Here is a 20,874-nt window from a genome sequence, read left to right as displayed (position 1 = left end):
GGGTCAGCTCCCCGTGGGACGGACGAGTCCGGCGGCCGTACGCACCAGGATGCAGACGTCCTGCCAGAGCGACCAGTGGTCGATGTAGTGGTTGTCGAAGCGGCAGCGGTCCTCGATCGAGGTGTCCCCGCGCAGCCCGTGCACCTGCGCCAGACCGGTCAGCCCCACCGGCATCCGGTGCCGGGCCGCGTAACCGGCGTGGATCTTGCTGAACTGGGCGACGAAGTAGGGGCGTTCCGGCCGGGGCCCGACGAGGCTCATGTCGCCGCGCAGCACGTTCCACAGCTGCGGCAGCTCGTCGAGGGAGCTCTTGCGCAGGAAGCTCCCGGCCGCGCTCATCCGCCGGTCGCCCGCCACGTTCCAGCGGGTCGCCGACTCGGTGTCGTCGCAGGGGCGGAGCGTACGGAACTTCAGCAGCGTGAAGTGGCGCCCGTGCTGGCCCACCCGCTCCTGCCGGAACAGCACCCCGGGACCGTCCGCGAGGCGCACGGCGAGCGCGCACACCAGCAGCACCGGCAGCGCGAGCGCCATGGCGGGGGCGGCCAGCGCGATGTCGAGGAGCCGCTTCGCGGTCAGCCCGCGCCGCTCCTCCAGCGGGACGACCCGCTGCCAGGCGTACCCCCACACATGCGAGCCCATCGGCCCGCCCTGCCCCTGCCCGCCGACCCGCCAGGTGGTGCAGCCGTAGTGCTGGAACAGCGTCATGAGCCCCGGGTCGTCGTCGAGGAACACCGCGTCGCGCACGGCGTTCTGGATGACGGCACGGTGGATCTCCTCCGTCGTGGTGAGCACCGGGAGCCCGGACTCCCCGGCCGGGCGGGGAGCGCCGCCCTGCTCGGGCAGGCCCACGATGCCGACCGGCCGCACCCCGTACTCCGGGTGCTGGGCGGCGGCGGTGGCGAACCGGCGCGCGGCCCCCGGCCCGCCGACGACGAGCGCGGACCGGGGACGGTTCCGCGCGGTCCGGCGGCGCCGGGAGAGCAGCAGGGCCCGGACCAGGACCACGACACCGACATGGGTGGCGTAGGCGGCGCAGAGCCGCAGCGGGCCGAGGGCCAGGGCGGGGGAGTAGGCGGCGGTCCCGGCCGCCGCGAGGCACCAGACGAGGCCCGCGCGGGAGGCGAGGGCGGGCAGTTCGTCGAGGGCCCGGACGTGCGCGGGCGGCCGGTGGAGCCCGGCGCGCGCGTCGAGGAGCAGGACGAGCGCCACGACCGGCAGCAGCAGCCGGACGTCGTGGTGTCCGGTGCCGAGGAAGGTGGCGCCGGTGAGGACGGCGAGCACGTCGACGGCCGCGAGCACGGGCGCGCCGGACCTCGGCCGGGCACGCCGGTGCTCGGGCAGCGCGAGCCGGTCGGGGGCGCCGCGGCGCGGCGCGAGGGAGGCGAGGCCGAAGGCCTGGCCCGCCGTGGGCCAGGGGCCCGGTGAGGAGGGGACGCTGGTGCTTTCCGTGGTCACTGCGTGATCGGCTCTCTGTGCTCGGCGTCCCGCACCCCGGCCAGTTCGCGGTAGATGTCCGCGACGGCCGCGCCGGTGCGCCGGACGTCGAATCTGCTGAGTACGTGCTCGTGGGCCTCGCGGCCCAGACGGTGCCGCAGCTCCGGCCGGCCGAGGAGGCGGCCGAGGGCGGTGGCGAGCGCGGCCGGGTCCTCGGGCGGGACCAGGCACGGGGTGCGGTGGGCGGGCGGCAGGCTCTCGCGGGCCCCGTCGACGTCGCTGACGACGACCGGCCGGCCGGTCGCCATCGCTTCCAGGGGCGCCAGGGCCATGCCCTCCCAGCGGGACGGCAGGACGACCACGTCGGCGGCCCGGTACCAGGGGACGGTGTCGTCGACGGCTCCGGTGAACCGCACCGAGGGCCCGGCGGCGGCGCGCAGCCGGTCGGCGTCGGGACCGTCGCCGACCAGGACGAGCCGGGCGTCCGGCACCTCGGCGAGCACGGCGGGCCAGGCGGCCAGGAGCACGTCCTGGCCCTTCTGGCGGCAGAGCCTGCCGACGCAGACGACGGTGGGTACGGGCTCGCGGGGCGGCCCGTCGGACGCGAACCGGGCGATGTCCACGCCGTTGTGGACGACGGCCCAGTCCGCCCTGATGCCCGCGGCCTCGCCGGTACGCCGCTCGGCCTCGCTCACACAGAGGATCCGGTCCGCCCAGCGGGCGCCGAACCGCTCCCAGCGGCGGGCGAGCGCGGCGGTCGTCCCCTCGACCGCCTCGAAGGACCAGGCGTGCGGCTGGTACACGGTCGGGACGCGTCCGCGCACGGCGAGCCGGGCGCAGAGCCCGGCCTTGGCGCTGTGCGCGTGGACGAGGGAGGGCCGGACCGTACGGACCAGCCGGGCCAGCTCCCGGGTCTCGCGGACGAGCCCGGGACCGGGGTCCCTGCCCGCCCGCCAGTCGTGGGTGTCGGCTCCCTCGGCGCGGACGGCCGTGGACAGGGCGGTGCCGGGCGGGCAGGCGACGGCGACCCGCAGCCCGACGGCGAGCTGGGCGCGGACCAGGTCGACGACGACACGGGCGACCCCGCCGTCGCCGGGCTGGACCGCGTGCAGGACGGTGACGGACCCGGGGTCCGTTCCTCGTGGTGTCCGCATGTCAGCGCCGGGCTGCACGGAATTCGGTGGTGCCGGAGTTCGTCAGGTCGTTCGGGGAAGCGGACGGCGTCGCAACCGACAGGGCGCACAACACCCTGTGATGCACAGCGAGAAGCGCTGAATTCCGCATACAGGTTCTCCGCTTTGATGAGAGAAGGAAGGGAAGACCCGCGGGGGCAGGGGGAAGGGGAGGTGTCGTCCGCACGAAATGAGTGAACGCACGGCGGGCCCGGAAGCAACGTTCGGAAACGTTATAACCCCGTTGCGGGGCGATAGTAAGCATTAGATGCCTGGAAAACCTAACTCCCGTATCCGGAAGGCAGGTTCCTCGTTGTGCGTGTTGCGCCATTCCGCGCCCACTCCCTCCAGCCGCCCCCATACGGCCCAAAGATCTTTTGAACGTCACCCGTTCGGGAGAGCAACCGATGAAAAGCGGGAACGTTGTTGAGGGAGCCGGGCCGAACAGTCCGAGCAGTCCGCGTCGAATTCCGATCGAGGAGCACTTCTCCATGTCCCGTATCGCCAAGGCCGTCGTCCTGACCGTGGGTGCCGCCGCCGCGGTCGCCGGTGCCGCCGGTGCCGCCGCCGCCGACGCCGGTGCCGAGGCCGCCGCCGTGGGTTCCCCCGGTGTCATCTCCGGCAACGTCGTCCAGGTCCCGGTGCACGTCCCGGTCAACCTCTGCGGCAACACCGTCAACGTCATCGGTCTGCTGAACCCCGCCTTCGGCAACACCTGCGTGAACGCCTGATCTCGCACGCCTGATCGGTCCTTCCGAAGCCGGTGCGCCCACCCGTCGGGGTGGGCGCACCGGCTTTTTCCTCGCCGGAACTGGATGACTACTCGTTCGGCGGCACCGTCGTGCGCCGTCCGGTGCAACGGCGTACGCCCCTTCGAGGGGCAGGTCAGAAGGGTCGATTCACTCGAACGGAGGTGTGGCGCTCCGTAGCTTCTCGATTGCGGAGGGCTATCACCGCAGGCGCGGCGAGGGGGAAGTCGTCCGAGGTGCAAGGGAAAGGAACACATGTACGTCCTCTGGCCGCACGCCGTCCCACCGCCCTGGAGATATCCGCCGTCGTCACCCTCGGCACGGCGGGACCCGCCCTCGCCGTCGCACACCACCCGTCCCCCGCGGCCGAGCGGGCCGCCCGCGCACCCCTTCCCGGCACCGCCGCCCTGCTGGACCGGGCGGACGCGCTCGGGAAGCCCGGCTCGGTGACCACTCCCGTGACCGAACTCGTCGAGGCGGCCCCCGAGGCCGGACCGGGGCAGCTCCCCACGGCCGACGCCGAGGTGTTCAGGGCCGGGATCGAGGCTGTCGTCGAGCAGGCCAGGGCCGCCGCACCGGCCCCGCTGCCCGCCACCCCGCCGACCGGCCTCCCGGACGCCCCGGCACTGCCCGCGCTCCCGGCGCTCCCGGTCGACGCGCCCGAACTGCCCGTGGAGCCTCCGCCGGTGCCCGTCGACCCGCCCCGGCTCCCGGTCGAGGTGCTGGTCAAGCCCCCGGTGGACGTGCCCGGACTGCCGGTGAAGCCCCCGCTGCCGACCCGCTGGCCGTCCTCGTTCCGTACCGGTCAGGCGTACGCCCGACCGGTACGGGTGCGTGTGATCGGCAAATAGCACCGGTCCGCATCGATCGGGTGCAGTGTCGAGAAATCCTTCCTCCCGGAGTTTCCGGGAAGCGCACCTCTCGTTACAGAAGCAGAACGGCGCACGGGATTCGGTCAAAGACCTTTTTCCGTACGTGACTTGAAAGAACAGAGGAAGGATTCTCCCCATGAAGCCCACCAAGGTAGCCGCGGTCGTCGCCGGTTCGCTGATGGCGCTGGGTGCCGCCGCGCCCGCCATGGCCACGGAGGCGCTGACCCCGACCAGCCTGAACGGTGGTCTGGAGGCGATCGCCGCGAACGGTCTGAAGTCGGACGCGCTGAGCAGCACCACGGACGGTTCCCCGGTCAAGACCGTCACGGACGCCACGAACCAGCTGAACAAGGCCACCAAGGGAGCCCCGCTGCTCGGTGGCCTGCCGATCCCCGGCGGCCTCCCGCTGGGTGGCTGACGCTTCCTCAGTACGCGGGATTCTCCGGGCATTTACGGAGCTGTTCGGCTCCATTACCCACGGTCGGCTGATCGAATGATTTTCTGATCAGCTGCCGTGTGGCCCGCGTAACGCTTGACGCGCGGCCCCCTACTCTCTTGTCCATTCCCACGCGAAGGTCGGCGTGGAACAGGCCGGTCGGAGCGAGGGGGGATCCTCGTCGGCCTCTCCCTTTCCCAGAGGAAGAGCGGTATGCGGTCCATCATCAGCAGGAAAGTACTCACCGCGGCGGCAGCGACGGGCATCCTGTCGCTGAGCGGCGGATTCGCCCTGGCCGCGAACGCCCACCACGGTACGGACGACGGGTACGGCACGACCGCCGCGGGTCACGCGCAGGCCCCCCGGCCCGCGGGCGTCTGCGGAGAGGGCTTGGATCTCGGCGGATACGTCGCCGCCGCCGTCGGCGATCTCTGCGCCCCAGCGGAGGGCCCCGGCGGCTACGGCGCCCCAGCGGAGGGCCCCGATGGCTACGGCGCCCCAGCGGAGGGCCCCGATGGCTACGGCGAAGAACCGACGCACCCGCCGACGAAGCCCCCCACGCACCCGCCGACGACACCTCCGACGAAGCCCCCCACGCACCCGCCGACGACACCTCCGACGAAGCCCCCCACGCATCCGCCGACGAAGCCTCCGACGCATCCGCCGACGAAGCCCCCCACGCATCCGCCGACGAAGCCTCCGACGCATCCGCCGACGAAGCCCCCCACGCATCCGCCGACGCATCCGCCGACGCATCCCCCCACGCATCCGCCGACGAAGCCTCCGACGCATCCGCCGACGAAGCCTCCGACGCACCCGCCGACGCATCCCCCCACGCATCCGCCGACGAAGCCTCCGACGCATCCGCCGACGAAGCCTCCGACGCATCCGCCGACGCATCCCCCCACGCACCCGCCGACGACACCTCCGACCAAGCCGCCGACGCATCCCCCCACGCACCCGCCGACCACGCCTCCCACCACGCACCCGCCCACCACGCCTCCCGCCACGCACCCCCCGACGGTTCCTCCGACCAAGCCCGGAGAGCCGCACCTCCCCGACACCGGAAGCGATCCCGCGCTCTGGGGCGCGGCCGCGATCAGTGCCGCGCTGATCGTCGGCGGCACCGTCGTCCGTCTGCGGGGCGGCCGGGTCAGCCGCCGCCACTGACCCCCACCGAGCCGACGCCGTGTCCGATCCCCCCCCGGGCACGGCGTCAACCAGGGCCCTCACCGTCACCGGTGAGGGCCCCGTGCGTTGCTGCACACGGGTTAGTTCCGCCACGTTTCGGCCAAGGGTCTCGTTCACCTCATATGAATCTGCGTTCTCACGCGGGCATGGGGCTCCTCATGACCGCCTTCGCCTCCGCCGCCCTGGCTTCCCCCGCAGCCGCCGTCGAAGCACCGGTGGTCGTTCCGCTCCAGGGCCTGGAGCCGATCCTGCCGATGGCCGCGCCGACCGTGGCGACCGGCGTGCCCGTCCCGATGCCCGGTGCCCCCACCGGTTTCCAGAAGGGCCTGGGAGCCCTCCCCGACCTCGCGCTGCCCAGCGTGCCGCTCACCGGCACCCTGCCGGGGACCGTCGTCGACGCCCCGCTGCCCCAGCTCGTCAAGGACAGCGAGCCCGGCCGCGCGCTGCTCAGCAGCCCGCACTCCGAGATGCGGGCCGCCACCCCCGGCGCCGTCATCGGCACCCCCCTGGAGGCCCCGCGCGGCGACGGGCTCGCCGGACTGCCCGAGCTGACGAAGCCCCGCGTGGGTCTGCTCACCCCGGTGCTCAGCGGCGCCCTCGAACCGCAGCTGGGCCTGGCGCCCTCGGGGCACTGACCCCGCCCCCGTCCGTTCTTCCGTACGGGCCGTCACCGGCCGGGTGAAGGCACGATTCCTCCCGCCGTTCCCCGGCTCCTCGCGCGCTGCGGGAGACGGCTCGTCGTCCGTACGCGGTCCGTTGTCCGAGAACCGTCCCGCCGCATCCGGCGGCGACCGGCATTCGGACGGCGGACCGTTCTTTCGGTTTTCCTTTCTCACTTTCGGCCCAATGCCCGTGACCCGTCCCGCCGACCGGCGTTGAACGGGAACGACGGCCGTGATCCCTGCGGCCGCTTTCCAGCTCAAGGAGTTCTTGATGTCTCGCATCGCGAAGGCTGCCGCTGTTCTCGCCGGCACGGGTGCCGTTGCCCTCAGCGGAGCCGGCCTGGCCGTCGCCGACGCCGGCGCCGGGGCCGTCGCCGCTCACTCGCCCGGTGTCGCCTCCGGCAACGCCGTGCAGGTCCCGGTCCACATCCCGGTCAACCTCTGCGGCAACACCGTCAACGTCATCGGTCTGCTGAACCCGGCCTTCGGCAACACCTGCGTCAACGCCGACGGTGGCCACGACGACGGCGGCTACGGCGGCTGATCGCCCGTGACACAGGTGTCCCCCCGGTCCTGCGGGCCGGGGGGACACCCGCGTCCGGGGCCGCCGCGTCAGGCGTAGCGGTAGATCCGGCTGTGGTCGAACAACGACGCCGGGGTCACCCCCCAGGGCTTCATCGCCTCGTGCCGCGCCACGACCTTCCGGTACTGCGCGTCGCCCAGCGGCGGCGGCTCCGCCGGGAGGTAGGCGGCCCCCGGATTGCGCTGCTGCCACCGCGACCACACCAGGTCCACGAAGGAGTGGTGCAGCCAGAACACCGGGTCGTTCACCGAGCCGCCGCTCAGCATCATCCCGCCGATCCAGCGGTGCACCCGGTTGTGGACCCGGAACCGCTCGTTGCCCCGGCCCCCCGCCCAGCCCTCCAGCCGGTTGCGGAAGCCCGAGGCGCTCGTCGAGTTCCAGGGCGCCACGTCGTACGCCCGCTCCCGCATCACCTCGTCGAGCTCCGCCGAGGTCGGCAGCGCGATCGGGTCGCGCGGGCGGCCGAAGTCCCTGGTCAGGAAGTGGTCCTCGGTCATCGACGCGGTGATGTCCCAGCGCCCCGAGGAGTACGCGAACGGCCCGGTCATCACCTGGAGGTCGGCGCGCCGCCCGTTGCCGCCCAGGAAGTCCTCGGCCCACAGCGACGACGTCGGGGAGTCGTCCTGGGTCCAGTCCCAGTACGGGACGGCGACCCTGGAGTCGATCCGGCGCAGGGCCGTCTCGAAGTCCAGCAGGAACTTGCGGTGCCAGGGCAGGAAGCTCGGCGCCATGTGGGCGGTCCTGAGCCGCCCCTCGCCGTCGGACGTGTAGTGGTCGATGTGGGTACGGACGAATTCGTCGTACCCCCCGGTCCTCTTGAGCTCCAGGACGGCGGCGACGAACGTGCGCCGCTCGGCGGCCGTCAGATCGCGCTGGTTCTTACGCGTGTACACCACGGGGACTCCCTCCCGTCGGGGCGGTGTGGACGCCGTGGGCGCCCGCGAGCGGGGAGAGCCGGGCGGTCCCCAGCTCGTCCACGGCCGCGCGGACGGCCGCCAGCGGCGTCGGGCAGGACTCGTAGTGGTCGATCGGGGTGATGTAGCCGCCGTCGGCACAGCGCATCAGCTGGAGCGGCCGGCCGTCGACGAAGGCGGCCGGAGCGCCCCCGGCCCCGGACCGGCCGACGATGCGGCGGCCCCGGTACATCTCGTCGAAGGCATGGGGATCGCCTGGTTCCGCCACGGGTCCCCCCGATGGCGGACGGTCCGTGACCCGGCCGAGCGCGCCCCCCGTGAAAGCGGTGACGGCGAGCGCGAAGAGGGACCGCAGTGCGACGCGGCGCGGGACGATCATCAGTGATCTCCTCGGGGTCGGCTGGGCGTCCCCCGCTCCGGGGAAAGGGAGAGGCCTCAGGGCACAACGATGAAACCCCGGGTTCGTTGCGCCGGAAATGCCAGCGGTGTGAATGTCGGCCGTTCGGGTGAAAGCGGCGCGGGGAAAGGGTGGTTGGAGCACTAGCATCCCGATTCATGACCACTTCCAACGTCGTTTCCTCGACGCGCAGTGCCTCCCCGCTGGGAACTCTCACGGTGATTCCGTGGTCCAGCGAGCCCACCGCCGAATCGGCCGGGACGCCGTTCCTGATGGCGTACTCGCTCGGCGACGGCCGGGACGGACCGGAGGCCGGTCAGCAGGCGCTGCGGGCGGCCCTGGAGACCATGAACCTCTCCGTGGGCGACCGGCTCTTCGACCTCGACAAGGACGCCGGGATCAACGCCTCCCTGATCGTCGAGGGCGGCTCCGCCGTCCTCAACCTGCCGTTCCTGAAGGTGCAGTGCCCGGTGCCCGACGAATGGCAGGCGGCGGCCCGCGAGTCCGGGAAGGTCTACCTCCTGTGCTCGGTGCGCCCCTGGCCCGAGGCCGTACCGGGGCGGCCGGTCGAGGAGGAACTGCTGCGGTCCTTCGTCGCCGACGAGGAGACGCTCGCGGACTGCGCCCACGTCCTCATGCCGGTCCGTCGCCTCCAGGGCTGAGACGGGAAGGGGTCGCGCCATGGCGACGGTGAACGTACGGGGCGGGGTGCCGGGACAGCGGCAGGAGGAGACGTCCGGGCGGGAGACCCCCGGGGCGCTCGGCGCGGGCCGGGCCCTCGCCTGGGTGCTGATGGTCACCGGGGCGGCGGGCACGCTGGCCGGCTGGGTGATCACCATCGACAAGTTCCACCTCCTGGAGGACTCCGGCTTCCAGCCCGGGTGCAGCCTGAACCCGGTCGTCTCCTGCGGCAGCGTCATGAAGAGCGAGCAGGCGGCCGTCTTCGGCTTCCCCAACCCGATGCTGGGGCTCGTCACGTACGCGGTCGTCGTCGCCGTCGGCGCCGGGCTCCTCGCCGGGGCCCGCTACCGCCGCTGGTACTGGCTCGGCCTCAACGCGGGCATGTTGTTCGGCGTCGGTTTCTGCACCTGGCTGATGTACCAGTCGCTGTACGAGATCAACGCGCTCTGTCTGTGGTGCTGCCTGGCCTGGGTCGCCACCATCGTCATGTTCTGGTACGTCACCGCGCACAACGTGCGGCACGGTGTGATCCCCGCCCCGGCGGGGCTGCGGACCTTCTTCGGCGACTTCGCGTTCGCCCCGCCCGTCCTGCACATCGGGATCATCGGGATGCTGATCCTGACCCGCTGGTGGGACTTCTGGACCGGCTGACGTGAACCGTCCCTCCCTCGGGCCGCGGGCCGCACTGACCGTGCTGCTCGCGGCCGTTCTCGTGCTCCTGCTCCCGTACGACCGGCTCGCGCCCGGCGACCGGGGCGCCGGTGTGTCCGGGCCGGGGCCGCTCCCCGGGGTGCCCTCGGGGTTCTTCACCGGCTCGGACGCGACGGGGGTGCGCCGGATCGCGGGGGCGCAGGCATGGCTCGGCGGGGACGCCCTGACCGTCGGGCACACCTATCTGCCGGGGGACCGCTGGTCCAACATCGAGGGGCATCCGGCGCTCTTCGGGCCGTGGGCGGGCTGGAAGGCGGCCCGGCCCGGACGGCTCTTCGTGCTCAACGTGCCGCTGCTCGACCGCAGCGAGGAGGGACTGCCGGACCGCGAGGTGCGGGCGGGGCTGAGGGACGGCGCGGCGGGCGCCTTCGACCGGCACTTCCGGACGCTGGGGGAGCGGCTCGTGGCGCACCGGCTCGGGGACGCGGTCCTGGTCCTGGGCTGGGAGATGAACGGGACGACGTACAGCCACCGCTGCGGCCCGGACCCCGCGGCCTGGAAGGCGTACTGGCGGCGGGTGGTGGGGGTGCTGCGGGCGGTGCCGGGGCAGCGCTTCCGCTTCGACTTCACGCCGAGCCGGGGGCGGGACGCCGTCGAGTGGCCGCGCTGCTACCCCGGGGACGACGTCGTCGACGTGATCGGGATGGACGCCTACGACCAGCCCGCGGGGCTCTCCTTCGAGGGGCAGGTGACCGAGGAGTACGGGCTCGCGCACCACGTGGCCTTCGCGGCGGCGCACGGCAAGCCGGTCTCGTACCCGGAGTGGGGGCTCTTCCGGAACGGCGACAACCCGGCGTACGTACGGGGGATGCTCGACTGGTTCGCGGCGCACCGGCCCGTCTACCAGACGCTCACGGACTACTGCCCGCACGGGGTGTGGGGGTGTGCCGGGAATCCGGCCTCGGCCCGGGTGCTGCGGAGGGCGCTGAGCTCCCCTGAGGGTCCCTGAGGGTTCCGGCGGGTCCTGGGGGGCCCGGCCGGTTCCTGGTGGGCCCGGCCGGGCGGGGCCGGTCAGGAGTGCTGGTAGGCGACCAGGGAGATGCCGACGTAGTGCACGATGAACGCGGCCAGGGTCAGCGAGTGGAAGACCTCGTGGAAGCCGAACCAGCGCGGTGACGGGTTCGGGCGCTTGATGCCGTAGATCACACCGCCCGCGCTGTAGAGCAGCCCGCCGACGACGACCAGGACCAGGACGGCGATGCCGCCCGCGCGCATGAAGTCGGGCAGGAAGAAGACGGCGGCCCAGCCCATCGCGATGTAGCAGGGCGTGTACAGCCAGCGGGGCGCGCCGACCCAGAAGACCCGGAAGGCGATGCCTGCCGCGGCGGCGGCCCAGACCGCCCACATGAGCGGCTTCGCCGTGGAGTCCGGCAGGAGCAGCAGGGTGAGCGGGGTGTAGGTGCCCGCGATGATCAGGAAGATGTTGGCGTGGTCGAGGCGCCGGAGGACGGCCTCGCCGCGCGGTCCCCAGTTCCCCCGGTGGTAGAGCCCGCTGACGCCGAAGAGCAGGCAGGCGCTGAGGACGTAGACCCCGCAGGCGAGGCGGGCGCGGGGCGAGTCGGCGAGGGCGACCAGGACGAGGCCCGCGACGATCACGGCGGGGAACATGCCCGCGTGCAGCCATCCCCTGAGCCGGGGCTTCGTCGGAAGCGACGGGGGACGCTCGATCGGGGGCACTTCCGGGAGGGCTGCTGTCATGGAAAGGAATCGTACCTACGGTTCCGTAGGTCCCGGATACGAGTGGCGATGCTCACATGGGCGGGCCCCTGGACATATGGGCGAATCGGGCGGATGATCAAATGAGTGCGGTCGGCACCGGATGAGCAGCTACGAAGCGTCCGGGTCGCGGCCCCCACGGGGCACACAACAAAAAACCCCTCGACAAGGAGCAATCGTGGCGCGCGACAACGCGGCTCCCCTCAACCTTCCGACCCAGCACCAGGAGCTCGTCTCCTGGGTGAACGAGATCGCCGAGATCACCCAGCCGGACGCCATCGTCTGGTGCGACGGCACCGAGGCCGAGTACGAGCGCCTGTGCGGGGAGCTCGTGACCAAGGGCACGTTCAAGAAGCTCGACCCGGGCCTGCGCCCGAACTCGTACTACGCCGCCTCCGACCCGTCCGACGTCGCGCGCGTCGAGGACAGGACCTTCATCTGCTCCGAGAAGGAGGAGGACGCGGGCCCGACCAACCACTGGAAGGCCCCGGCGGAGATGAAGGAGATCTTCACGGGCGAGCAGGGCGTCTTCCACGGCTCCATGCGCGGCCGCACCATGTACGTCGTGCCCTTCTGCATGGGCCCCGTCGGTTCCCCGCTCTCCGCCATCGGCGTCGAGATCACCGACTCCGCGTACGTCGCCGTCTCCATGCGCACCATGACCCGCATGGGGCAGCCCGTCCTCGACGAGCTGGGCACCGACGGCTTCTTCGTCAAGGCCGTCCACACCCTCGGCGCCCCCCTCGCGGAGGGCCAGGAGGACGTGCCGTGGCCCTGCAACACCACCAAGTACATCTCGCACTTCCCCGAGACCCGCGAGATCTGGTCGTACGGCTCCGGCTACGGCGGCAACGCCCTGCTCGGCAAGAAGTGCTACGCGCTCCGCATCGCCTCCGTCATGGCCCGTGACGAGGGCTGGCTCGCCGAGCACATGCTCATCCTCAAGCTCACCCCGCCGCAGGGCGAGCCCAAGTACGTCGCCGCGGCCTTCCCCTCGGCCTGCGGCAAGACCAACCTGGCCATGCTGGAGCCCACCGTCCCCGGCTGGACCGTGGAGACCATCGGCGACGACATCGCCTGGATGCGCTTCGGCGAGGACGGCCGCCTCCGCGCCATCAACCCCGAGGCCGGATTCTTCGGCGTCGCCCCCGGCACCGGCGAGCACACCAACGCCAACGCCATGAAGACCCTCTGGGGCAACTCCGTCTTCACCAACGTCGCCCTCACCGACGACGGCGACGTCTGGTGGGAGGGCATGACCGAGACCCCGCCCGCGCACCTCACGGACTGGAAGGGCCAGGACTGGACGCCCGCGTCCGGGACGCCCGCCGCCCACCCCAACGCCCGCTTCACCGTCCCGGCCGGACAGTGCCCGACGATCGCCCCCGAGTGGGAGGACCCCGAGGGCGTCCCGATCTCCGCGATCCTCTTCGGCGGGCGCCGCGCCTCCGCCGTCCCGCTGGTCACCGAGTCCTTCGACTGGAACCACGGCGTCTTCCTCGGCGCGAACGTCGCCTCCGAGAAGACCGCCGCCGCCGAGGGCAAGGTCGGCGAGCTGCGCCGCGACCCCTTCGCCATGCTGCCGTTCTGCGGCTACAACATGGGCGACTACATGGCCCACTGGGTCAAGGTGGGCGCCGACGCCGACCCGGCGAAGCTCCCGAAGATCTACTACGTGAACTGGTTCCGCAAGAACGACGCGGGCCGGTTCGTGTGGCCCGGCTTCGGCGAGAACAGCCGCGTCCTGAAGTGGATCGTCGAGCGCCTCGACGGCACGGCCGAGGGCGTCGAGACCCCCATCGGCGTCCTGCCGACCACGGACTCCCTCGACACCGACGGCCTGGACCTCCCGGCCGACGACCTGGAGTTCCTCCTCAAGGTCGACCGTGACGTGTGGCGCGAGGAAGCCGCCCTCGTCCCCGGCCACCTCGACACCTTCGGCGACCACACGCCGAAGGAACTGTGGGACCAGTACCACGCGCTCGTCGAGCGCCTCGGCTGATCCCACCCCCCGTCTCGTGGTGGGTTGCCCCGACATTCCGCCCTGACCAGTGGGGTCACGACGGCTCACCACGACGCGACCGGCCCCCGGAGCCCCCTCAGGCTCCGGGGGCCGGAGCATGTCCGCGGTCAGTCGCCGCGCTCCTCCACGTACCGGGTGTGGATCCGCTGCCGGAGCTCCTCCGCGTCCCGCAGGGCCCCCGCGACCGCGCCCGCCTCCTCCCGCAGCGCGGCCAGCTGGCGCTCCAGATGTGCCTCCGGCGCCTCCGTGCCCGGTGCGAAACGCGACCACCACCGGGTCCGTACGAAGGTGTCGACGGCCTCCGGCACGTCCTGGCGGACCGCGCGGGCCAGCACGTGGAGATGGTCCGGATCGCTCACCGAGCCCGGCGCGAGCAGGGCCTCCAGGAGGGTGTCCAGGGCGGTGAGGGACGCCCGCGCGGCCGGTGGCAGCTCCACCTCCGCCAGATACGCGCGCAGGGCCGCGAAGTCGGCCCGCAGCCCGTCCAGCCGGTCGCCCTCCTCGGTGAAGTCCGGGGCGTCCGGGCGCTCCGGCGGGGCGATCAGCGCCCCCGCCGCGTAGAGACCGGCGACCACCAGCGGCCACAGGGCGCCCGCCGTCCCGGTGAGCGCGAGGCCCACCCCGGCCAGACCGCAGACGCAGCCTGCCAGGTTCTTGCGGGACCCGGCGTACCCGGCGAGCCGGGCGGCCGGGCCGTCACTGGTAGCCACGGATCTCCTCGAAGGCGCCGTCGAGCGGGCCCCTCGTCGCGTCGAACAGCTTGCCCCCGGTGAGCCCCGCGATGTGGTCCAGCGCGCCCCGGTCGGAGTCCCCGAACAGGATCGGGAAGACCGGGGTGTGCCGCTGCGCGGCGGGCAGGGAGCCGTAGAAGCGGTCGAAGGCGGCGGCCGGGTCGCCGTCGGTGTTGTCCCCGTCCGTCATCAGCACCACCGAGGTGAACGTGTCCCCGGGGGTCCGGCCGAGGAAGCGGTACGCCTCCTGGAGGCTGGAGTAGATCGCGGTGCCGCCCGAGGCGGTGAGCCCGCGCGCGTCGGACGCGATCGCGTCCAGCGCGGACCTCGGCGCCGCCGGATCGACCGTGTGCGTGCGCATCCCGTCCCGCTTCACCGCCGAACCGAACGGCATCAGGGTCACCTCCTCGCGGTCGCGGAAGTCCCCGGTCAGCTCCACGAGGGCCGCCTTCAGCCGGTCGAGCCGGTCACCCGCCATGGAACCCGAGGTGTCGAGGACGTACACCGTGCGGGAGGGCCTGCGCAGGGTGTTGTCGTACGCGTCGAGCAGTCCGTCCGCCACCGCCCGGCTGCCCGGGAACGGCAGCTCGCGCCGGGGGTCGCGGGCCAGTGCCGCCGCCGGTTCCACCCCGGGGACCACCGGCCGCCGCAGTGTCGTCGTGGTGATCCGCCGCTGTGCCTCCGGGGTGCGCAGATACGTGGTGAGCCGTCCCGCCGCCTCCTTCGCCTCCGGGCGGGCCGAGGTGAGCAGGGTCAGCGGGTAGTCGGCCGTCACCACCCCGTCGGAGGGGCGGATCACGGTCAGCTTCCCGGGTGCGGACAGCAGCACGGACTCGTAGTTGACCAGCGCGTCCACGTCGGTCCTGCGGGCGTACGCCGAGGCCAGCCAGCCGGAGGAGCCCGAGGTCAGCTTCTGCCCCCGGAAGAACTCCCTCAGCCGGGGCGTGGCGCGGTCGACGTCCCGCCCGGTCAGCGCCGACTGGGCGCCGGAGAGCCCCGAGGCCACCGAGACGAGCGCGGAGAAGCCCGAGTTGGAGCGCTTCGGGTCGGTCATGCCGTACGTCAGGCTCCCGGCGGCCACCGCCCGGTGGAGCTGCGACCAGGTGACCTTCGCCGGGTCCCAGCCGAGCCGGGCCACCGCCTCCGGGCGGACGCCGACGGCCACCGGGGAGGCCATCACCGGGGTCTCGCCGGTGATCCGGCGGGCGGTGTCGGGGCGGATCCGCAGGTAGGCGTTGGAGGAGAGCCAGACGGCGTCGTACGCCTCGTCCGCCTCGCCCGAGGCGATCTGCTCGACGGCGTCGAGGGTGCCGACGTAGGTGGGCCGGACGGTGACGCCGGTCGCCGTCCGGGCCTCGGCGAGGACCGGCGCCATGTCGGCCAGCTCGGAGGAGGCGAGGACCCGGAGGGTGCCGGGGGCGTACTCCCGCCCGTGCCCGTCGGGGCCGCCGTCGCTGCCGCCGGGGGTGGAGCAGGCGCCGCCGGTGGCCGTGACGAGAAGGGCGAGCGCGATCCCGACGAGAGCGCGGGGGAGCGCGCGGGGGCGGCGCCGGACCGGGGGGAGGGGCGTGGCGCGGGGTGCTGTGCGGGGCGTGCGGGTGGTCATGCGGGGTCGCCTTCTGCCGGGGGGGCCGGTGCGGGAGGTGGCGGGGGAGACGGTCCGGGACGGCGTGCGGGTCCGGGTGCCGGACGGCGGGCGGGGTACGGGGTGCGGTGCGGCGGGGGGCGTGGTGCGGGTGGTCATGCGGGCCGTGGTGCGGGTGGTCATGAGGAGTCGTCTCCCGACAGCCGGCCGGTGTGACTGCTGCGGTCCAAGTGGGCTCCGGACTGCCGGAGTTCGGCGGTCAGCGCGTCGACGGTCGCCGCCATCGACTCCGTCGCCCGTGCCCTGTACGTGTCGATGGCGTCCAGGGTCCGGTGGATCTGCTGGAACGCGGTGCGCAGCGTCTCCGCGCCGACCGCCGGGTCGGACGCGATGCGCTGGACCTCGCCCGCCTGGCTCGCCAGCATCTCCGCGTTGCCCCGGACGAGGTCCTCGGTCGTCGAACGCAGCGCGGTCACCTGCTCGGTGACCTTGCGCTGGTTCTCCAGGGCGGCGGCGAGCATCACCGCGATCCGCAGCGCCGACAGGGTCGTCGTCGCCGCCCGTTCGACGCCCTTGACCAGTTCGTCGTTGTTCCGGCGCACCACGTCCATGGCCAGGTACCCCTGGGCGCAGACGGCGAGCTGGGTCAGCAGGTCCTGGTGCTTCTGCCGGACGGGGAAGAGGAGGTCGGCGCGGAGCGCGTCCGCGTCGGCCGGGTCGGGGGTGCGTGCGACGCGCTCCTCCACGGCCGCGTCGAGGGCCTCGGTGAGCACCGCGTACTCCTGGAGCCCGCTCATGGTCTCCCAGAGGCGGGCCCGCTCGGTCAGCAGCGCGGCGTTGTCCCGGCGCAGTTCGTCCTGGCCGCCGCGCAGTGCGCCGACGATCCGGTCCAGCGTGGTCCGCGCGGAGGCGTACGCGGCGACGTGGTCGCGGAACCGGTTCCCGCCGGGGAGCTTCGCCAGGAGGCCCCTGAGGCCCTTGCCGGGGGTGGCCCTGGGGTCCAGGTCCTCGACGGCGCGCCGGAGTTCGACCAGGCAGGAGCCGACCCGGGCCTGGGCGCCGCCGCCGGAGGTGCCGGAGGCGCCGGTGCCCAGTGAGCGGACCGTGCGGTCGAGCATCCGGTTCGACTGCTGGGCGGCCGAGCGCATCTCGCCCGTGCCGAGCGCCGAGATCTCGCCGACGCGGCCCGCGAACTCGGGGGAGCGGACGTCGAGTCCGTCGAGCGATCCGACGTACTCGGCGGCCCGGCGGGACATCTCGGTACGGACGGCCCCGTCCAACGGCACCAGACCGGCGGCCCGCTCGGGGCGGACCGGCGGGACGGGCTCGGGCGGGGTGAGGACGAGCGGGGTGTCGTGCTCGGGCGGTGTCAGGGCCATGGTCCTTCTCGGGTCCTCGGGTGTGGTCATGCGGTGCCCCCCTGGTCGCGGGCCCGCAGGGCCATCTCGCGCAGCACCCCGCCGGTGGGCACGGGTGCCTGGCGGACTCCGGTCAGCGTCTGGTCGAGGTAGGCGGTGTGGGCCCCGGTCGCGGTGCTGAACTCGTCCGCCGCGCCCTGCGGGCGGAAGCCGTGGCGGACCACCAGCCTGCGCAACTCCGGGTCTTCGGAAAGGAGTTCGCCGAGACGGCGGCCGTTCTCGGTGAGCGGTACGAGGGTGTGGTCGCTGTTGACGGTGGTGTCCGGGTAGAGGACGACGAGGTCGCCCATCGGGCGTCCGGCCAGGAGCTGCGCGGCGACCTGGGACTCGTACACGAGGACGAGCGGATTGCCGACGCCGCTCACGAAGTCCCGGAAGGGGGCGTCGGAGCCGGACTGCTGGGCGCCCTGCACCTGGATCAGCTTGCGGAGCAGCGGGGCGGTGCGGGTCACGGCCGCGCTGTCGGCCGCGACCCGTCCGCCGTCGGCGACATAGCTCGCGGCGGCCAGGTAGAGGGCGCCGGAGCTGGAGGCGAGGGGGTCGGTGGAGGTGATGAAGACGGTGCCGCCGAGTTCGGCGTGGCCCGTGGAGCCCTTGAGCTGCTGCCAGGTCCGGTCGGCGCGGGCCGCCGCGAGGTAGGCGCCCATCCTCAGGGTGCCGCTGGTGCCGCGCGGGCCGAGGGTCGCCAGACCGTTCCCGGCGAGGACCCGGGCGGCGGCGCTGTGCGCGACGACGACGAGCGGCGAGTAGAAGGGGCGCAGCGGCGCGGTCGCCGCCCGGTCCTTCGTCCTCGCCCTGGCGCGGAGTCCGTCGGCCGGGCCCTTGGCGGCGGGGAAGGCGAAGTCGTAGCCGTCCAGGGGCAGTTCCTCCATGTCCCAGGACCCGGAGGTCTCGGTCACCACGGTGAGGCCCTTCGCGGCGAGGGCCTTCACCACCTGCGGGTCGGCGAAGAACTCGGCCTTCTCCGATCCGATCACTCCTCGCACGGTCTTCGTCGCCGTGCCCGTGTCCTTGTCGCCGCCCGTCACGAGGACGGCGGCCACGCCGCCGAGGAGCAGGGCGGCCAGGACGATTCCCAGGATGCGTCTCACGCGGGCAGCGTGCTCGCGGAAACCCACGTTCCAGGGGGAGTCGGGTGTACGGGGGGTGAAGGGCCGATCCCGGTACCGAACCGGAGCGGGGGGTACCGCGCGCTCCCGGTGGAGCGGGTGGCGGACCGCCGCTCCGGGTGGTGGTGACGCCGCTGGCGGTGAGGGCGCTGCTGGTGGTGAGGGTGCCGCTGGTGGCGGGGGCGCCCGTCGTCCTCGTGCCGGTCGGGATCTTCGTCGGATTCCGTCCGCGCGCGGGGGAGCCGTCAGGGCGCGCCCTTCCCGTCCGGCGGCGTGACGGTCGCGCGGTGCGGTCCGGTGCGGTGTGGTGCGGTCCGGTGCGGTGTGGTGCGGTCCGGTTCGGCCCGGTGTCCCGGCGGCCGGTGGCGGAGCTTCCGGTCATCGGCCGGGCGTCCGGGAGGGCGGCCGTACCGTGCGCGGGGAGTTCCTGGACGGCCGGGTGGGGAAGGCGGTCGGCCGGGCCGTCGGGGCGGCTCCGGAGCTCACGCCAGGGGCGAGGGACCGGACGTCGGTCGCGGGTGCCGGGGGCTTCGGGGAGGGTCCGCCGAGCCGTGTCGTCCGGGGCGCGGTCCTCGCGTCCGCCGGACCGCCGGTGGCCGTCGGCCCGTCGGGGCCGTGCGGTGGGTGGCACCCGGTCCGCGCGTTTCGTGGCGCGCGGACCGGGGCCGTCAGGGGGCGCCGACCAGGGGTTCCCCGGCCAGTGCGGCGGTGTGCGCGTCCATGCGCCCGGCGGCGAGGATCGCGGCGGCGGTGTCCGCCCGGGAGGCGGCGACGACCAGGGCGCGGCCCGCGAGGGCGTGCGCCCTGTGGTGCAGGTCCCTCGGCGCGGCGCCGCTCAGACCGGCGTGCCGGGCGGGCGGCGCGCCGCGCAGCCGCGCCACCTGGCGGGCGATCAGCTCGCCCGCCTCCGTGTCGCCCAGTTCGTCGGTGACGGCGAGCAGGGCGGCGAGGTGTCCGGCGAGCTGGATGTCCAGCTCCTCCTCGCGGGAGCGGTGCGGATACGCGTCCTGGGTGTCGTCGGCGATCCGGTGGACCGACTTGGTGCGGATCGGTTCGTACATGGGGACGGCCTCCTGAGGTGCTCGGGGGCCATCCTAGCTTAGATTTCGTCTAAAGTTGAGTGCTGTCCGGTGTGGGTGTGCGGAGCGGTGACGCCCCCTGGACGACCTGCCGGTCAGTGCTGGCCGTACCCGTCCAGGAACCGCCCGATCCGCGTCACCGCGTCCGCCAGATCCGCCGCCGCGGGCAGGGTGACGATCCGGAAGTGATCGGGCTCGTGCCAGTTGAAGCCCGTCCCGTGGACCACCATGATCTTCTCCGTCCGCAGCAGGTCCAGGACCATCTGCCGGTCGTCCTTGATCTTGTAGACGTTCGGGTCGAGCCTCGGGAACAGGTACAGCGCCCCCTTCGGCTTCACGCACGTCACCCCCGGGATCCGGGTCAGCAGCTCGTACGCGGTGTCCCGCTGCTCCAGGAGCCGCCCGCCCGGCAGCACCAGGTCCTCGATCGACTGGCGGCCCTGGAGCGCCGCCGCCACCGCGTGCTGCGCGGGCATGTTGGCGCAGAGGCGCATGTTGGCCAGGATCGTGAGGCCCTCGATGTACGAGGACGCGTGGTGCTTCGGGCCGCAGACCGCGAGCCAGCCGGAGCGGAAGCCCGCCACCCGGTAGTTCTTGCTCATCCCGTTGAAGGTGAGGACCATCAGGTCGGGGGCGACGGCGGCGGTCGGGGTGTGCGTGGCGCCGTCGTAGAGGATCTTGTCGTAGATCTCGTCCGAGCAGACCACCAGATCGTGACGGCGGGCGATCTCCGTCAGGGAGCGCAGCATCTCGTCGTCGTAGACCGCGCCGGTCGGGTTGTTCGGGTTGATGATCACGATCGCCTTGGTGCGGTCGGTGATCTTCCGCTCGATGTCCGCGAGGTCCGGCATCCAGTCCGCCTGCTCGTCGCAGCGGTAGTGCACGGCCGTACCGCCCGCGAGCGACACCGACGCCGTCCACAGCGGGTAGTCCGGGGCGGGGACGAGGACCTCGTCGCCGTCGTCGAGCAGTGCCTGCATCGACATCTGGATCAGCTCCGAGACGCCGTTGCCGAGGTAGATGTCCTCGACGGAGAGCGGGATGCCCTTGGTCTCGTAGTGGCTCATCACCGCGCGGCGGGCCGCGAGCAGTCCCTTCGCGTCCCCGTAGCCGTGCGCCTCGGAGAGGTTGCGCAGGACGTCTTCCAGGATCGCGGGCGGGCACTCGAAGCCGAAGGCGGCCGGATTGCCGGTGTTCAGCTTGAGGATGCGATGACCCGCGGCTTCGAGCCGCATCGCCTCTTCGAGCACCGGACCCCGGATTTCGTAACAGACGTTGGCGAGCTTCGTGGACTGGATCACCTGCATGTCGAGAGCTTACGGCCGGGCGGGGCGGGCCGCCTCGTGTTTTGGACCACGTGGATCACACCGAGGGCCCGCTGGGACAGGGGTCCGTCGGCCCGCGGGCCGAC

At 73.0% G+C, this 20,874-nt stretch carries 20 protein-coding genes; 9 read left to right on the top strand and 11 right to left on the bottom strand.

Annotated elements, in window-relative coordinates:
* Positions 1-3 precede the first annotated feature (3 nt).
* Positions 4-1,455 (bottom strand): sugar transferase, encoded by a 1,452-nt coding sequence (locus ACIO92_RS28780; protein WP_366439968.1) that lies wholly within the window; start codon positions 1,453-1,455, stop codon positions 4-6.
* Positions 1,452-2,588: a glycosyltransferase family 4 protein gene (locus ACIO92_RS28775; protein ID WP_401240878.1), complete on the bottom strand. Its 1,137-nt coding sequence runs from the start codon at positions 2,586-2,588 to the stop codon at positions 1,452-1,454. The genes ACIO92_RS28780 and ACIO92_RS28775 overlap by 4 nt, the downstream gene beginning before the upstream one ends.
* A gap of 509 nt (positions 2,589-3,097) precedes the next feature.
* Here ACIO92_RS28775 and ACIO92_RS28770 point away from each other — a divergent pair.
* The 5 genes from ACIO92_RS28770 to ACIO92_RS28750 all read left to right on the top strand — a co-directional run bounded on the left by ACIO92_RS28770 (position 3,098) and on the right by ACIO92_RS28750 (position 7,060).
* Entirely contained in the window at positions 3,098-3,337 is a 240-nt protein-coding gene (locus ACIO92_RS28770; RefSeq protein ID WP_366439970.1) for a chaplin, read from the top strand.
* Between the two features lie 254 nt (positions 3,338-3,591).
* Positions 3,592-4,206, top strand: a complete 615-nt coding sequence (locus tag ACIO92_RS28765; RefSeq protein ID WP_402283334.1) for a hypothetical protein — start codon at positions 3,592-3,594, stop codon at positions 4,204-4,206.
* Between the two features lie 157 nt (positions 4,207-4,363).
* On the top strand, positions 4,364-4,645 hold the full coding sequence (locus ACIO92_RS28760) for a hypothetical protein (protein WP_366439972.1): 282 nt from the start codon (positions 4,364-4,366) through the stop codon (positions 4,643-4,645).
* A gap of 1,331 nt (positions 4,646-5,976) precedes the next feature.
* Entirely contained in the window at positions 5,977-6,489 is a 513-nt protein-coding gene (locus ACIO92_RS28755) for a hypothetical protein (RefSeq protein WP_366439974.1), read from the top strand.
* 298 nt (positions 6,490-6,787) lie between these two features.
* Positions 6,788-7,060 (top strand): chaplin, encoded by a 273-nt coding sequence (locus ACIO92_RS28750; RefSeq protein ID WP_366439975.1) that lies wholly within the window; start codon positions 6,788-6,790, stop codon positions 7,058-7,060.
* 68 nt (positions 7,061-7,128) lie between these two features.
* Here ACIO92_RS28750 and ACIO92_RS28745 read toward each other — a convergent pair whose 3' ends face one another.
* Positions 7,129-7,995 carry a tyrosinase family protein gene (locus ACIO92_RS28745; RefSeq protein ID WP_401240752.1) on the bottom strand — a complete coding sequence of 289 codons (867 nt, stop codon included), beginning with the start codon at positions 7,993-7,995 and terminating at the stop codon, positions 7,129-7,131.
* On the bottom strand, positions 7,979-8,392 hold the full coding sequence (locus ACIO92_RS28740; RefSeq protein ID WP_366439977.1) for a tyrosinase family oxidase copper chaperone: 414 nt from the start codon (positions 8,390-8,392) through the stop codon (positions 7,979-7,981). The genes ACIO92_RS28745 and ACIO92_RS28740 overlap by 17 nt, the downstream gene beginning before the upstream one ends.
* A 176-nt stretch (positions 8,393-8,568) precedes the next feature.
* Between ACIO92_RS28740 and ACIO92_RS28735 the strand changes: the two genes are divergently transcribed.
* Genes ACIO92_RS28735 through ACIO92_RS28725 form a run of 3 tightly spaced genes read left to right on the top strand, consistent with a single transcriptional unit; the run spans position 8,569 to position 10,751 of the window.
* The gene (locus ACIO92_RS28735) at positions 8,569-9,072 is read left to right on the top strand and encodes a DUF5949 family protein (protein WP_366439978.1); all 504 of its coding nucleotides are present in this window, start codon (positions 8,569-8,571) and stop codon (positions 9,070-9,072) included.
* 19 nt (positions 9,073-9,091) lie between these two features.
* Positions 9,092-9,742, top strand: a complete 651-nt coding sequence (locus ACIO92_RS28730; RefSeq protein WP_366439979.1) for a vitamin K epoxide reductase family protein — start codon at positions 9,092-9,094, stop codon at positions 9,740-9,742.
* 1 nt (position 9,743) lies between these two features.
* Positions 9,744-10,751, top strand: coding sequence for a glycoside hydrolase family 26 protein (locus tag ACIO92_RS28725; RefSeq protein WP_401240756.1), 1,008 nt, complete (start codon positions 9,744-9,746; stop codon positions 10,749-10,751).
* A gap of 62 nt (positions 10,752-10,813) precedes the next feature.
* Here ACIO92_RS28725 and ACIO92_RS28720 read toward each other — a convergent pair whose 3' ends face one another.
* Complete coding sequence (locus tag ACIO92_RS28720) at positions 10,814-11,500, bottom strand: hemolysin III family protein (RefSeq protein WP_366439981.1); 687 nt, start codon at positions 11,498-11,500, stop codon at positions 10,814-10,816.
* Positions 11,501-11,696: 196 nt separating this feature from the next.
* Here ACIO92_RS28720 and ACIO92_RS28715 point away from each other — a divergent pair, with 196 nt between their 5' ends.
* Positions 11,697-13,520, top strand: coding sequence for a phosphoenolpyruvate carboxykinase (GTP) (locus ACIO92_RS28715; RefSeq protein WP_402283330.1), 1,824 nt, complete (start codon positions 11,697-11,699; stop codon positions 13,518-13,520).
* Between the two features lie 128 nt (positions 13,521-13,648).
* Here the strand turns inward: ACIO92_RS28715 and ACIO92_RS28710 are convergent, their stop codons facing one another.
* The 6 genes from ACIO92_RS28710 to ACIO92_RS28685 all read right to left on the bottom strand — a co-directional run bounded on the left by ACIO92_RS28710 (position 13,649) and on the right by ACIO92_RS28685 (position 20,770).
* Positions 13,649-14,251: a hypothetical protein gene (locus ACIO92_RS28710; protein ID WP_401240761.1), complete on the bottom strand. Its 603-nt coding sequence runs from the start codon at positions 14,249-14,251 to the stop codon at positions 13,649-13,651.
* Complete coding sequence (locus tag ACIO92_RS28705; protein ID WP_401240764.1) at positions 14,238-15,878, bottom strand: substrate-binding domain-containing protein; 1,641 nt, start codon at positions 15,876-15,878, stop codon at positions 14,238-14,240. Before ACIO92_RS28705 ends, ACIO92_RS28710 begins: the two co-directional genes overlap by 14 nt.
* Before the next feature lie 158 nt (positions 15,879-16,036).
* Positions 16,037-17,266 (bottom strand): toxic anion resistance protein, encoded by a 1,230-nt coding sequence (locus tag ACIO92_RS28700; protein ID WP_402283327.1) that lies wholly within the window; start codon positions 17,264-17,266, stop codon positions 16,037-16,039.
* A complete protein-coding gene (locus ACIO92_RS28695) occupies positions 17,263-18,393 on the bottom strand; it encodes a hypothetical protein (protein ID WP_366439987.1) in 1,131 nt (376 codons plus the stop codon). The genes ACIO92_RS28700 and ACIO92_RS28695 overlap by 4 nt, the downstream gene beginning before the upstream one ends.
* Before the next feature lie 659 nt (positions 18,394-19,052).
* Positions 19,053-19,445: a hypothetical protein gene (locus tag ACIO92_RS28690; protein ID WP_401240773.1), complete on the bottom strand. Its 393-nt coding sequence runs from the start codon at positions 19,443-19,445 to the stop codon at positions 19,053-19,055.
* 113 nt (positions 19,446-19,558) lie between these two features.
* The gene (locus tag ACIO92_RS28685) at positions 19,559-20,770 is read right to left on the bottom strand and encodes a pyridoxal phosphate-dependent aminotransferase (RefSeq protein WP_366439988.1); all 1,212 of its coding nucleotides are present in this window, start codon (positions 20,768-20,770) and stop codon (positions 19,559-19,561) included.
* Positions 20,771-20,874 lie beyond the last annotated feature (104 nt).

The sequence above is a fragment of the Streptomyces sp. NPDC087215 genome (assembly GCF_044744885.1).
GTDB lineage: Bacteria > Actinomycetota > Actinomycetes > Streptomycetales > Streptomycetaceae > Streptomyces.
Note: the sequence above shows the minus strand (reverse complement) of the source record. Positions and strands in the feature narration are given on the sequence as shown.